Raw genomic sequence first — 13,128 nt, 5'->3', positions numbered from 1 at the left:
TTATTTTATTATTTTTGTTGTTGATTTTGATTGAGCGATAGATTCTAAAGCGCCTTTAGAAAATTTATGTGCTTCAATTACTATACTTGAATTAATTTTATCATTTCCTATTACTTTAATAGGTAATTTTTTGTCTTTAATCAATCCTTTTTCTAATAACAATGAAAAATTAATTGTTTTTGCTTCTAAAGCATTAATTTGTTTTAAAGAAACAACATTGTATTTTGTAGCAAATCTGTCATTGTTAAAACCAACTTTTGGAACACGACGGTATAAAGGCGTTTGACCACCTTCAAAACCTAATCTTGTATGACCAGATTTTCTAGCTTTTTGACCATCTTGTCCTCTAGTAGAAGTTTTACCCATACCAGATCCATGACCACGACCAACTCTTTTTTCTTTTTGGTTACGTGAACCTTTAGTATATTCTAAATTGTGTAAATTCATTATAAATCCTTCAATTCTTTATCACGAAGATTAGCAATTTCTTGAGGACTAAATTGTCCAGTTAATCCATTAACTGTAGCTCTTATCATATTGATAGCTGTGTTTGCTCCAAGAGATTTTGTATAAATATCTTGGAACCCTGCAAGTTCAACAACTGCACGAACAGGTCCACCAGCAATAATACCTTTACCAAGTGGTGCAGGTTTGATAAGAATTTTTGAAGCACCATGTCTACCATTCATTTCATGATAAACTGTACCGTTTTTATTCATTTTAACTTTTACTAAGTTATTATTTGCATTTTTAATTGCTTTTTTGATTGCATCTGGAACTTCATTAGATTTACCCATTCCAAATCCAACTGTTCCTTTTTTATCACCTATAACTACTAAGGCACTGAATCTCATGATTCTTCCACCTTTTGTAGTTTTTGAAATTCTTTTAATCTTAACGATTCTTTCTTCAAAACCGTCTGGAGATAAAGATCTTTTAATAGGTTGTTTTTTTGTATTGTTTTCTTTATTTGACATTCTATTATTTCTCCTTATCCTTAGAATTTCAATCCAGCTGCTCTAACAGCTTCGGCTACTGCTTTAACACGACCATGGTATTTTGAACCAGCTCTGTCAAAAACAATTTCAGTGATTTTTAATTTACTTATTTTTTTAGCAATGTCATCACCAACTTTAGTTGCGTTTTGTACATTACCATTTTTTAATTTTAATTGTACTGAAGAACTTGAACATAATACTTTATTAGTTCTATCATCAAACAATTGAGCACTAATATGTGCATTTGATTTAACAACAATTAAACGAGGTTTAGTAATAGTGTTTGATTTGAATTTATTCACAAATCTTTTATGACGTAAAACTCTTTGTTGTTTTTTATCAAAATTAATTCTTTTCATATATTAAACCTCCTATTTTTTCTTGTCAGCTGTTTTACCGACTTTACGTACAACGTGTTCGCCTTTATATAGAACACCTTTACCTTTATAAGGTTCTGGTTTTCTATATTTTCTAATTTCAACAGCTAGTTGTCCTACAACTTGTTTGTCAGCACCTTTAATTACAATTTCAGTTGCTGAAGGTACAGTAACTTCAACTAAAGCAGGAATATCAATTATTACAGGATGACTAAATCCTAAGTTTAAATTAATTTTGTTTCCTTCAAGTTTGGCTCTATAACCAACACCTTTAAGTTCAAGTTCAATTTTAAATCCATCGGTTAAACCAATGAAAGTATTTCTAATTAAAGCATTAACAGTTCCTTGAAACATGTTTGCTTTTTGAATATTTTTGTTTGCTTTAACAGTTAATTGATTATCTTTTGTTTCTATTTCTAGAATTTTTGAATCGTAATTAACTTCTAAGCTTTGTTTAGCATTTTTAACAATTACTTTTTCTTTAGTAACTTCTACTGAAAGGTTTGCAGGTATTGTTAAAACTCTATTACCAATTCTTGACATGTGTAAACCTTTCTATCAAACGTATGCCACTACTTCACCACCAACTTTTTCAGCTCTGGCTTGTTTATCTGACATAATTCCTTTTGAAGTTGAAATAATTGCAACTCCTAAACCATTTAAAACTTTAGGTAAGTTTGAACTCTTAGCATAAATTCTTAAACCTGGTTTTGAGATTTGACGCAATCCATTAATTGAACATACATTATTTTTGTATTTTAATTTTATTGCGATTTCTGATTTATTGTTTTCTAATTCGTTTATTTTAAAGTCACTAATGTAACCTTCTTCTTTAAGAAGTGTAACAATGGCTTTTTTCATATTAGTGTTTGCTATTTTTACTGAATTATGACGTGCTTTTTTAGCATTTCTAATTTTAGTTAATAATTCAGATATTGGATCAATATGCATATTTTCTTATTCTCCTATCATGAAGCTTTCTTAACGCCAGGGATTGCGCCTTTATATGCTAATTCCCTAAAGCATAAACGGCAAAGACCAAATTTTCTATTAACAGCATGTACTCTACCACATTTTTGGCAACGAGTATATGCTCTTGATGAGAATTTTGGATGACGTTTTTGTTTTGCAATTAATGATTTTTTAGCCATATTATTTTTCTCCCTTTATTCTTTGGAATGGAGCACCTAAGTGTTTTAATAAAGAACGTGATTGTTCTTTAGATTTTGAATTAGAAATTACAAATGTAATATCATATCCACCAACTTGTTTAACATTGTCATAAACAATTTGAGGGAAGATGATTTGCTCTTTAACACCAAATGTATAATTTGATAATGCATCAAATGATTTATTTGATAAACCCCTAAAGTCACGAACTCTAGGTAAAGCCACGTTGAATAATGTTTCAACGAAAGCTCACATTTTGTCTCCACGTAAAGTTACTTTACAACCAATTCCTTGGCCTTCACGTAATTTAAATGAAGCTATAGATTTTTTAGCTTTTGTGATTACTGGTTTTTGACCAGTAATTAATTCAAGTTCTTTCATAGCAATTTCTAAATTTTTAGAATCATTAGCGGCTGATCCAACACCTTTATTAATTACTATTTTTTCTAATTTTGGAACTTCCATAATTGATGATAAGTTGAACTCTTTTTTTAGACTAGAAGCAATTTCAGTATTATATTTATTTTTTAATTGATTCATAATATTCCTTATTTAGTTCCAACTACAATCTCTTGATTTGATTTTTTAGAGATTCTAATTTTTTTACCATCTTTATTTTTACCAAATTTCACTTTTGTGATTTGGCCTTTTTCTTTTCCTTTTTGTTCAACTACAGCTAATTTACATAAATAAATTGGAGCTTCTTTTGAGACAATTCCACTTTTTTCATTTTCTTGGTTTGCTTTAACATGTTTTTTAACCATGTTAACACCTTCAACTATAGCTCTTTCATCTTTAGGAAAAATTTGTAAAACAACACCTTCTTTGTTTGTGTGTTTTCCAGAAATAACTCTGACTCTATCGCCTTTTTTAATTCTATTCATTAAAAACCCTTCCTTAAAGAACTTCCGGTGCTAAAGAAACAATTTTTGAGTATCCTCTGTCTCTCAATTCACGAGCAACAGGTCCAAAAATTCTACTTCCTCTAGGTGATTTATCATCTTTGATAATTACACATGAGTTTTCATCAAATTTGATTGTGTTACCATTTTCACGTTTAACACCTTTTTTTGTTCTAACAACAACAGCTCTTAGAACTTGACCTTTTGAAACAACACCATTAGGAGTTGCTTTTTTTACAGAAACTACAACAATATCTCCGATATTTGCATATCTTCTACCAGTTCCGCCAAGTACTTTAATAACTCCAACTTCACGAGCGCCAGAATTATCAGCCACTTTTAATCTTGTCTGAGTTTGTATCATATTATTTAGCTCTTTCTATAATTTTTGAAATTCTAAAGTTTACTGTTTTTGAAATAGGTCTAGTTTCAACAATTTCAACTTTATCTCCAACGTTTGTTTCAGATTTTTCATCACGAACATGATATTTTTTAGTTTGAATAACTAATTTACTATATTTTGAGTGTTTCATTTTTGTTTCAACTGAAACAGTTACAGTCTTAGTCATTTTGTCAGAAACAACAATTCCTTGAAGTGTTTTTCTATTATTTCTTTCCATCTTGACTTTCCTCTCTAGCACGTTCATTTAATATAGTTAGTACTCTTGCTATAGTTTTTTTAATTTCTTTTGATTTGTTTAACTGTGAAGTTTCACCACTAGCTACACTGAATCTAATTTCTAATAATTTAGTTTTAAGTTCAGTTACTATATTTGTTAATTCTTCGTTATTTTTTTTACGAAGATCTTGATTAACTAATCTACTCATTATTTAACCTCTCTTTTAACAATTTTTCAGCCAATTGGCAATTTGTTACCAGCTGCTCTTAAAGCATTTTTTGAAATTTCTTCTGTAACACCAGCAATTTCAAACATAACTGTTCCTTGTTTAACAACAGCTACAAATTTTTCAGGTGCACCCTTACCAGAACCCATACGAACTTCTAGGGGTTTTTTAGTTAGTGACATATGTGGAAAGATTCTGATTCACATTTTACCAGTCTTACCAAGTCTTTTACTAATAGCAATACGAGCTGATTCAATTTGTCTTGCATCAATTCAAGCACCTTGGCTTGCCATTAATCCATATTCACCAAAAGCAACATAACTATTACCTTTAGCTTTTCCTTCATAACTTACTTTATGAGGTTTACGATATTTTGTTCTTTTTGGTTGTAACATTTACTAAATCCTCCTATTTTTTCGGTCCCTTTGAAGTTTCAGGCTTTTTAAAGTTTTTGTTGTTTTGATTTTTGTTGAATGATCTTTTTGGTTTTACAGGTGCTGGTTTTTTGAAACCTTTACCAAAGATTTCACCTTTGTTGATTCAAACTTTAACACCAATAATACCATAAGTAGTTTGTGCTTCTTCTAAAGCATAGTCAATATCAGCTCTCAATGTTGATAAAGTTACTATACCTTCTGAATAACCTTCTTCTCTGGCCATTTCAACACCACCTAAACGTCCAGAAACATGAGTTCTGATACCTTTAGCTCCTGCTTTTAGAACTTTTCTAATAGCAAACTTTTGTGCATTTCTAAATGAAACTCTGTTTTCAATAGCATCAGCAATTTCTCTAGCAATTACTCTTGCAGATAATGCTGGGTTTTCATTTGCTAAAACATTTATTTTAACTTTAATGTTTCTACCAACAATTTTGTTAATAGATAAAGTTAATTTTTTAAGTTCAGCTGCTTCATTACCAATGATAATTCCTGGTTGGTTAGCATATATGAATAAAGAAATTCATTTTTGATCTCTTTCAATCTCAACATGATCTACTCAAGCTTTTTTATAATTTGAAATAATTAAATTTCTGATCTTGTCATCTTCTACTAATCATTGAGCAGTTTGAGCGCTGTCATTAGCAACTCATCTAGAATGTCAATCTCTATTTATACCAAATCTTAAACCGTTTGGATTTACTTTAGAACCCATATTGATTATTCTCCTTTTTTATTAACTGTTTTGTTAGTAGTTTTTGCTGTGCTTGTTTTAGCAGCAGTTGTTGTTTTTTTAGCAACTGGTTTTTTGGCTGCTGGTTTTTTAGAAGTTGTAACTTTTTTAGTTTCAGTTTTTTTAACTGTATTAACTGTTTTGTTTTTATTTCTATTACCATCAGCTCTTTTTTTAATAAGATCCTTAATGGCTTGTAAATCGTTATTTCTCTCAAACTTATCATCACTTAAAATAATTTCTAAATGAGTTGTTCTTTTGAAAATACGATCAGCTGAACCTTTAGCTCTTGGTAAAGTCCTTTTTAAAGTAGGACCTTGGTTTGCAAATATTTCATATATATAAAGATTTGCAGCATTCATTGAATGATTGTTTGTTGAATTAGCAATAGCGCTTAATAATAATTTTTTTAATATTGGAGCACTTTTTTTATTAGTATTATCTAAAATTCTAATTGCTTCATTAACGTTTTTATTTCTAATTAGATCAACAACTAATTTTGCTTTTCTATGTGAAACATTAACGTTTTTTTGAATAACACGTGATTTCATATTCTATCCTTATTTAAATTAACGTTTTGCTTCTGTATGATTTTTGAAGTTTCTAGTTGGTGCAAATTCACCAAGTTTATGACCAACCATATCTTCAGTTACGAAAACTTTAAGAAAAGCTTTTCCATTATGAACTTCAAAGTTTAGACCAATAAATTCAGGGAAGATTGTACTTTTACGAGATCATGTTTTTATAGGTTTTTTCTTTTCAGCAGCTTGCATTGCCTGTACTTTTTTTAGAAGGCTAGGTTCAACGAAAGCTCCTTTTTTTGAACTTCTTGACATATTTAATAATTCCCTTTCTTATTATTTGCTATTACGTCTACGTATGATTAAATCTGTAGATTTTTTCTTTTTATTACGAGTTTTAACACCCATGTGTCTTTTACCTCAAGGTGTTCTAGGTGCATCTTTACCAACAGGTGTACGACCTTCCCCACCACCATGAGGGTGATCATTAGGATTCATAGCTGAACCTCTAACTGTAGGTCTAATACCTAAGTTACGGCTTCTACCAGCTTTACCTAAATTAACTAAGTTATGTTCTGAGTTTGAAACAGTACCGATTGTAGCTCTACATTCTTTACGTATTTTTCTAACTTCACCACTTGAAAGTTTACAAATTACATATTTTCCAGATTCATCAAAACCTAAAATTTGAATTGATGAACCAGCACTTCTAGCAATTTGACCACCATGACCCGGTTGTAGCTCAACGTTATGAACTAGTGTACCTTCAGGAATTTTTGATAATGATGTTGTGTTACCAACAATAATATCAATGCCTTCATCACCAGATACAATTTTGTCCCCAACTTTAATTCCGTTAGGAGCAATGATGTAACGTTTTTCACCATCTGCATATGATACTAATGAAATGAATGATGTTCTATTTGGATCATACTCAACTGATTTAATTGTTCCAACAATATTATCTTTATTTCTTTTGAAATCAATTAATCTATATTTTCTTTTATGTCCACCACCTCTGTGACGGATTGTAATTTTACCCTGGTTGTTTCTACCAGCATTTTTGTTTAATGTAACAAGTAATGATTTTTCTGGTTTGTTTGTAGTTAAAACTGATTTGTAATCAATCATAACTGTTTGACGTTTACCACTACTTCTTGACTTTACATGTTTAACAGCCATATGTGATTTTCCTTATATTAGATCTTTTCGACTATTTTGCGTCTTTTGCTTCTTCAATTTCATCAGCTTCAACTGCTATGTCTACACCTTTTGGAAGTGTAACATAAGCAATTTTTTTAACTTTTGAAAATCCAGGTTTAGCAGTTCCTGTTCTAACTTTTGTTGATTTTCTTTTAATAGTGTTAATTTTTTCTGGATTTACTCCATAAATTGCAACAAAAGCATTTTTAATATGGTTTTTGTTAGCTCTCTTATCAACAATGAAAGCATAAACTTTCTTTTCAGAGGCTTCTCTAACTGTAAATGTTTTTTCAGTTAGATATGGTTTAATAATAATATTTGTTAATTCCATTATTTACTTGCCTCTGTTTCTAGATTTTTAATTGTTGCTTCATTAAAAATTATAGTTGATGCTTCAACAATATCTTTTACAGACACTTGGTTTAACATTTTTAATTTAGCTTTTTGTAAGTTTGCAGTTGACTTTAAGAAGTTTTCATCTATTTTATCAACTACGAATAATACTTTTTTATCTTCTAATTTAGCATTACTTAATAATGTAATAACTTTCTTAGTTGAAGGTTTTTCAAATTTAGCATCGTTTGATAAAGCAAACAATGAATCAGAATTTAATTTTAAAGTTAATGCTGATTTAAAAGCTAGTTTAAATATTTTGCTATTAACTTTCTTGTTGTAATTTCTTCCTGGTTTAGGACCAAATACAACACCACCACCTACTCAGTGTGGATTTCTTGTAGAACCAGTTCTTGCTCTACCAGTATGTTTTTGTCTTCATGGTTTTTTACCACCACCTCTAACTTCGCCTTTAGTTAAAGTTGAGTGAGTACCTTGTCTTAAAGCAGCATTTTCAGCAATAATGCAATCAAAGATAGATTGTTTATGTGGTTCTTCAACAAAAACGTTTTTAGAAATTTGAACATCTTTAACAATGTTGCCTTCCATATTTAACAAATTAATTTTTGCCATAAAAACTCCTATTTACTTACTTCTTCTGTTTTAGCTGATTCTTGTTTAACAGAATTATTGATTAATTCAAAGGTTTCTTTTTTAGTTGGAAAACTTTTTGAAGTTCTAATTCTAACTAAACTATTCTTAGGTCCAGGTATTGCACCTTTAATTAAGATTAAGTTTTTATCAGTTAGTACATCAACAATAACTAAATTTTTAGTAGTTATAGTTTCATGTCCTCAATGACCAGGCATCTTAGTACCTTTTAAAACACGTTGAGCTTGACTACCCCCACGACCTGCAGCGATAGAACCTAGATAACGGTGAGGATATCCTGCACCATGACCCATTGAACCGATTGAATAATTATGACGCTTAATAGCACCAGTGAATCCATGTCCTTTTGAAATTCCTTGAACATCAACGAATTGTCCATTTTCAAATATGTCAGTTTTAATTTTGTCTCCAACATTAAAACCTTCCATGTCTCTAAATTCTCTTATAAATCTTTTTGGTTCTGATTTAACTTTTTTAAAGTAACCATTTTTTGGTTTATTTAAATTATTTTCTTTAACTGTATGATATCCAACTTGGATAGCTTTGTAACCATCTTTGTCTAGAGTTTTGACTGCTAGTACTTGATTGGGTTCACAAAAAACAACAGTTACAGGAATTTTTTTACCGTCTTTTGTAAAGACTTGAGTCATTCCGACTTTAGTTCCTAAAAGTGATTTCATTATGTTTCCTTTCTATAGTTCTAGCAATTAGTTAAAAGTTATTTTAATTTCAACACCAGCTGGAGTAATTAAATGTTTTAATTTCTCAATAGTTTCTGGTTTTGTATTTGTAAATATAATTAAACGTTTGTGTGTTCTTCTTTCGAACTGTTCACGTGATGATTTATTAACGTGAGGTGAACGTAAAATTGTAAATATTTCTTTTTTAGTAGGTAAAGGAATAGGTCCTTTAATAGTTGAATTAGTGCTTTTAGCAGTTTCAACAATTTTCTTTACAGATAGATCTAATAATTTGTGATCATATGAGTAAAGTTTAATTCTTAATTCTTGATTCATAGTTGCCTCCTTGTAACGATGTTATGTTACATTATTTTATATGTTAGTAAGTTACCTGTACACCTGACAACTTATATTGGTGTATCAGCAATCTCAAAAACATTAAAACCTTAATGATTATATAATAATGTTTAAGAATATATAAATTATTTATAAAATTTTTAATGGGGATATAGTTCAATGGTAGAACAGCAGACTCCAAACCTGCGTGTTAAGGGTTCAAGTCCTTTTATCCTCGCCATATAAAAAACCAAGCTTTTGCTTGGTTTTTATTTTTTAATATTTCAATATAGAAAGAATACTTCCTGAAAGTTTAGATTTTGCTTTAAACTGTTCTAATTCAATTAAGAATGCATTTCCAACTACTTTGGCTCCTGATTTTTTAACAAGTTTTTCAATAGCTAAAACTGTTCCGCCAGAGGCTAATAAGTCATCTATTATTATTACCTTGTCATTTTCATTTAAAGAATCCTTGTGTATTTGTACTATAGAACTTCCATATTCTGAGTTATATGAAACCTCATGAACATCTCTAGGTAGTTTGTTAGGCTTTCTAATTAAAACAAAAGGTAGTTTTGTTTTAAGAGATAAAGGAACTGAAAATAAGTATCCTCTTGATTCAGCACCAACAATTACTGTTGCTCCTATTTGTTTTGTGAATTTTGCAAATTCATTAATTACTTCTTCTAAAATTTCTGGTTTTTTAAATAAAGGAGTAATGTCCTTAAAATTAACGCCTTCTTTTGGATAGTTAGGTACATTAATAATTAAATTTTTAAGTTTGTTTAGATCTTTCATTGACTTTCTTTCTAATATTCGTTAATACCATATATTTCTTGTTCATCAATTTTGTCATAAGAGAATGCAACCTTCTTGTTAGATGATTTTCCTCTTTGAATCATTTGTAAGTATTTTTCTCTAAACAACATAGCAGAGAAGAATAAATAATAATTGATTATGAATGATGTAATAGAAATAAATATAACGGAAATTAATAAAATGATAATTGCGTTTATTTGTTGTTCAGTTACAAAGATAAGTGTTAACAATGAACCAATTAAATATAAAGCGTATGAATAAGTGTTGAACTCAAAATCATTTTTGAATTTATTTTTCATTGTTTCATTAAGTTCAAGTTTAGTATATCTTTTTTTATTGTTAATAGTAGACTTATATGAATTAAATGAATTAAATATAGAAAATACTATTAAGAGATATATTTGAGAATAAACCACTAATGAATCAATATTAAATGGAACTCTTACAATTCCCGGTATTCCTATTACTATTAACAAATTAAAGAACAATGCAATTACGATAGCTATTGCATTTACAAAGTTTAAACTAATAAAGCTTCATAATGCTAAGAAAGCAATTGAAATTAAAATTACATTTACAAAGTTATTTTTTAACAAGTTTGGAATTATAGTATTTGGGAATTTAATGGATAAAGTACTAATAAGCGAATTAAGTTCAGGTATTGTTTTTATTGCATTTATTACTTTATCAGAATCTATCATAGCGTCTGAATATATTAAAGTTTTATTATTAACAACTTCTACAAGATGTCATGAAACATTTAATTTAGTTGCTAAATCATGAATAGCAGTTGTTGGCACATTATTAGAATCAAAAGAAATAATCATTACTTTTGAAAATTCTAATGAGAATCCAGTACCAAATGTTAATAATAAAACAACACCAACTATTGAGAATATTAATATAAGAATTGTAGGAATAAAGAAAAACAATGATTTTCTAAAATTCATGAAATCAATCTTAGAAGCAAACTTGGTTATGAAGCTATCATTATTATCAAATTTAGCTAATGAAGAATCTCCAAATTTTGTTTCATCAATTACGTTTAAATAAGATATATATTTTTTATCTAACATTAATCATAAATATTTATCTTGAGTTATTCAATATAAAGATAGATTAAATAATAAATAAACAACGACACCAAATAAGAATGTAAACAAGGTTCCAAGAACGACTATAGATCCAAATTCTTGTATTTGATTTAAACCAAAGAATAAGAATGTTAAAGCAACAATGAATATAGAAACAAATGTTACTAAGCATAATTTTAAGAACCTTAGCAAGCTCTTCAATATAGCATTTTGTAAATTAAAACCTAATTGTATATTTTCTTTAATTTCTTTTAAGAATGTAAGCATTGGATAATAAGCAATTAATGATAATGCGAACACACCCATAAATGTTGAAAAATCAAATGACATACCTAATGAATTGAATGATATTAATGTCATTAAGAAAGCGAACATGTTTAAAATAGCAGCAAAGGCTCCTGGCACTCTATAAAGAATACTTACAAGAATTCCTATTGATATTATTACAACACTAATCAATATTAAAGTTGAAGTATAAAAGTTTAAATTAATATTGGTTTTTGTTTTAGCAACATCGTCTGGTTGAATGAAGTTGCATGAATTTAAAAATTGTTTTAGATTACCAGCAACATAATTTGAATTATTTATTTTATTTAAAAAAGGATTAAAAATAATTGAATCAACTGAAGCCGTATTGTAATATTGAGAAAATTCATTGACTGAATATTTTGAAGGAGCAAATTTTAAAGATTTTGAATAAAAATTATTTTCTGAATAATTTAAATCATTTGGTTTAGAAGGAGTATTGTTATTAAAGAAATCAAAGAAGTTATTGTAATCAATAGTTGAAAAATAACTATTAATTAAAGTAAGATTCTTAAAGTTTCAACTATATAAGAACTCATCGTTCTTTGCAAACACATTATTAGTTTCGCCAGATTGATTTGATGCATTAACTCTAGTATAGTAAGAGTTTAATAAAGTTATTAATGGATCAATTGGGGTTTTAACTGTTGGGTGTAAATATTCTTGAGCTTCAGTTAATTCTTTATTAACTCCAAAAATATTATTAGATTTAACTACTCATTCACCAAATGATTTTTGATCTTCTGTTAAAGAGCTATATAAACTTTTAATAGCTTCATCAATTTGATATAAACTTACATTCAAACCATCAGGCAATATATTGAAACGTTCTGAATTAAGTTTAGTAATTAAAATTACTCTTTGGAGCATTTCAATTAAACCTAATCTGTTTTTTCACAATATTAGTGTTTTATTGGGATTTGGTTTAACAACATCTTTATTGGCTTCTATTAAGTCACTATAACTTTTTGTGCCATCTCAACCTGGATAAGTTTTAACAAATTGCTTTTGAAAAATTGATAAATCTCAATCTTTATTATTTTTATCTTCTGTGTTTGTTATTAATGTATCTGGTAAAGAAACTTCAACATTAGAACCAGAAGGTTTTACAGAATTTGATTTATTATTAAGAATTAAGAAATTATCTGAAAAATTAGATTTATTATTAGTATTTGCATAATTAATTGGTTGCATAACTAAATTAAATGGATTGGCAAATTTTGAATATAAATTAAAATTTTGTTCATAAAGTTTTGAATCTGTTTTTGAATCAAGATATGTAAATAGTGGATTGTTTTTTGATGTGAATAAATATATAACACCAACTCAATTATTTGTACTTTCATTAAGTTGAGTTTCTATGTTCTCAATTCCTGACTCAACTCTCATTTCAGTTACGCCAGCAATTCTTAATCTTTCAACAAATTTAGAAGCATCTTTTTCAACTTGTTTAAGTTGTTCTTGTTTTGTTTTGAATTTAGGATCTAATTTAACATAAATTTTAGATTCAACACTATTGTTGTAATTATTACCTTCTTTAATAGCTTTAGTATTAGATAAATCTATAGAAGAAAATATAATACCTATTACTAACCCTACAACACTTAATGCTAATAGTGATACCAGTATTATTTTCGTTCAAGATTTATCTTTTAAAAAGCCTAATATTTTATTTCACATGGTAATATTCATTTTACGATT

22 protein-coding genes and 1 tRNA gene are annotated in these 13,128 nt (G+C 28.4%); 1 reads left to right on the top strand and 22 read right to left on the bottom strand.

Features of this window, described 5'->3' with window-relative positions; genetic code table 4:
- From rplO to rpsJ, 20 genes are read right to left on the bottom strand one after another with little or no spacing between them, the layout of a single operon-like run.
- Entirely contained in the window at nucleotides 1–447 is a 447-nt protein-coding gene (gene rplO, locus AC27EK_RS02495) for a 50S ribosomal protein L15 (RefSeq protein WP_487231778.1), read from the bottom strand.
- The gene (gene rpsE, locus AC27EK_RS02490; RefSeq protein ID WP_487231848.1) at nucleotides 447–1,010 is read right to left on the bottom strand and encodes a 30S ribosomal protein S5; all 564 of its coding nucleotides are present in this window, start codon (nucleotides 1,008–1,010) and stop codon (nucleotides 447–449) included. The genes rplO and rpsE overlap by 1 nt, the downstream gene beginning before the upstream one ends.
- The gene (rplR, locus tag AC27EK_RS02485) at nucleotides 998–1,357 is read right to left on the bottom strand and encodes a 50S ribosomal protein L18 (RefSeq protein ID WP_487231777.1); all 360 of its coding nucleotides are present in this window, start codon (nucleotides 1,355–1,357) and stop codon (nucleotides 998–1,000) included. Before rplR ends, rpsE begins: the two co-directional genes overlap by 13 nt.
- 12 nt (nucleotides 1,358–1,369) lie before the next feature.
- Nucleotides 1,370–1,918, bottom strand: coding sequence for a 50S ribosomal protein L6 (rplF, locus tag AC27EK_RS02480; protein ID WP_487231776.1), 549 nt, complete (start codon nucleotides 1,916–1,918; stop codon nucleotides 1,370–1,372).
- Nucleotides 1,919–1,930: 12 nt separating this feature from the next.
- On the bottom strand, nucleotides 1,931–2,326 hold the full coding sequence (gene rpsH, locus AC27EK_RS02475) for a 30S ribosomal protein S8 (protein WP_487231775.1): 396 nt from the start codon (nucleotides 2,324–2,326) through the stop codon (nucleotides 1,931–1,933).
- 14 nt (nucleotides 2,327–2,340) lie between these two features.
- Nucleotides 2,341–2,526, bottom strand: coding sequence for a type Z 30S ribosomal protein S14 (locus AC27EK_RS02470; RefSeq protein WP_487231774.1), 186 nt, complete (start codon nucleotides 2,524–2,526; stop codon nucleotides 2,341–2,343).
- Between the two features lies 1 nt (nucleotide 2,527).
- A complete protein-coding gene (gene rplE, locus AC27EK_RS02465) occupies nucleotides 2,528–3,085 on the bottom strand; it encodes a 50S ribosomal protein L5 (RefSeq protein ID WP_487231773.1) in 558 nt (185 codons plus the stop codon).
- Nucleotides 3,086–3,093: 8 nt separating this feature from the next.
- The gene (rplX, locus tag AC27EK_RS02460) at nucleotides 3,094–3,429 is read right to left on the bottom strand and encodes a 50S ribosomal protein L24 (RefSeq protein ID WP_487231772.1); all 336 of its coding nucleotides are present in this window, start codon (nucleotides 3,427–3,429) and stop codon (nucleotides 3,094–3,096) included.
- 13 nt (nucleotides 3,430–3,442) lie between these two features.
- Nucleotides 3,443–3,811: a 50S ribosomal protein L14 gene (rplN, locus tag AC27EK_RS02455; RefSeq protein WP_487231771.1), complete on the bottom strand. Its 369-nt coding sequence runs from the start codon at nucleotides 3,809–3,811 to the stop codon at nucleotides 3,443–3,445.
- A gap of 1 nt (nucleotide 3,812) precedes the next feature.
- Nucleotides 3,813–4,067, bottom strand: coding sequence for a 30S ribosomal protein S17 (rpsQ, locus tag AC27EK_RS02450; RefSeq protein WP_487231770.1), 255 nt, complete (start codon nucleotides 4,065–4,067; stop codon nucleotides 3,813–3,815).
- Complete coding sequence (gene rpmC, locus AC27EK_RS02445) at nucleotides 4,054–4,275, bottom strand: 50S ribosomal protein L29 (RefSeq protein WP_487231769.1); 222 nt, start codon at nucleotides 4,273–4,275, stop codon at nucleotides 4,054–4,056. Before rpmC ends, rpsQ begins: the two co-directional genes overlap by 14 nt.
- Nucleotides 4,275–4,688 carry a 50S ribosomal protein L16 gene (gene rplP / locus AC27EK_RS02440; protein ID WP_487231768.1) on the bottom strand — a complete coding sequence of 138 codons (414 nt, stop codon included), beginning with the start codon at nucleotides 4,686–4,688 and terminating at the stop codon, nucleotides 4,275–4,277. The genes rpmC and rplP overlap by 1 nt, the downstream gene beginning before the upstream one ends.
- Before the next feature lie 13 nt (nucleotides 4,689–4,701).
- Nucleotides 4,702–5,445, bottom strand: coding sequence for a 30S ribosomal protein S3 (gene rpsC, locus AC27EK_RS02435; protein ID WP_487231767.1), 744 nt, complete (start codon nucleotides 5,443–5,445; stop codon nucleotides 4,702–4,704).
- Between the two features lie 5 nt (nucleotides 5,446–5,450).
- Nucleotides 5,451–6,014, bottom strand: a complete 564-nt coding sequence (rplV, locus tag AC27EK_RS02430; RefSeq protein WP_487231766.1) for a 50S ribosomal protein L22 — start codon at nucleotides 6,012–6,014, stop codon at nucleotides 5,451–5,453.
- An 18-nt stretch (nucleotides 6,015–6,032) separates the two neighbouring features.
- Entirely contained in the window at nucleotides 6,033–6,299 is a 267-nt protein-coding gene (rpsS, locus tag AC27EK_RS02425; protein ID WP_487231765.1) for a 30S ribosomal protein S19, read from the bottom strand.
- Nucleotides 6,300–6,320: 21 nt separating this feature from the next.
- On the bottom strand, nucleotides 6,321–7,166 hold the full coding sequence (gene rplB, locus AC27EK_RS02420) for a 50S ribosomal protein L2 (RefSeq protein WP_487231764.1): 846 nt from the start codon (nucleotides 7,164–7,166) through the stop codon (nucleotides 6,321–6,323).
- Nucleotides 7,167–7,197: 31 nt separating this feature from the next.
- Nucleotides 7,198–7,518 carry a 50S ribosomal protein L23 gene (locus AC27EK_RS02415; protein WP_487231763.1) on the bottom strand — a complete coding sequence of 107 codons (321 nt, stop codon included), beginning with the start codon at nucleotides 7,516–7,518 and terminating at the stop codon, nucleotides 7,198–7,200.
- Nucleotides 7,518–8,153: a 50S ribosomal protein L4 gene (gene rplD / locus AC27EK_RS02410; protein WP_487231762.1), complete on the bottom strand. Its 636-nt coding sequence runs from the start codon at nucleotides 8,151–8,153 to the stop codon at nucleotides 7,518–7,520. Before rplD ends, AC27EK_RS02415 begins: the two co-directional genes overlap by 1 nt.
- An 8-nt stretch (nucleotides 8,154–8,161) precedes the next feature.
- Entirely contained in the window at nucleotides 8,162–8,872 is a 711-nt protein-coding gene (gene rplC / locus AC27EK_RS02405) for a 50S ribosomal protein L3 (protein WP_487231761.1), read from the bottom strand.
- Between the two features lie 27 nt (nucleotides 8,873–8,899).
- Nucleotides 8,900–9,208 carry a 30S ribosomal protein S10 gene (gene rpsJ / locus AC27EK_RS02400; RefSeq protein WP_487231760.1) on the bottom strand — a complete coding sequence of 103 codons (309 nt, stop codon included), beginning with the start codon at nucleotides 9,206–9,208 and terminating at the stop codon, nucleotides 8,900–8,902.
- A 166-nt stretch (nucleotides 9,209–9,374) separates the two neighbouring features.
- On the opposite strand from rpsJ, the gene AC27EK_RS02395 reads away from it, so the two are divergent.
- Nucleotides 9,375–9,449, top strand: a tRNA-Trp gene (locus tag AC27EK_RS02395).
- Between the two features lie 35 nt (nucleotides 9,450–9,484).
- Here the strand turns inward: AC27EK_RS02395 and AC27EK_RS02390 are convergent.
- Together AC27EK_RS02390 and AC27EK_RS02385 are read right to left on the bottom strand one after the other, a co-directional pair.
- Entirely contained in the window at nucleotides 9,485–10,006 is a 522-nt protein-coding gene (locus AC27EK_RS02390; protein WP_487231759.1) for an adenine phosphoribosyltransferase, read from the bottom strand.
- A gap of 11 nt (nucleotides 10,007–10,017) precedes the next feature.
- Nucleotides 10,018–13,107, bottom strand: a complete 3,090-nt coding sequence (locus AC27EK_RS02385; RefSeq protein WP_487231758.1) for a hypothetical protein — start codon at nucleotides 13,105–13,107, stop codon at nucleotides 10,018–10,020.
- Nucleotides 13,108–13,128 lie beyond the last annotated feature (21 nt).

Source organism: Ureaplasma rhincodontis, from assembly GCF_057537535.1.
Note: the sequence above shows the minus strand (reverse complement) of the source record. Positions and strands in the feature narration are given on the sequence as shown.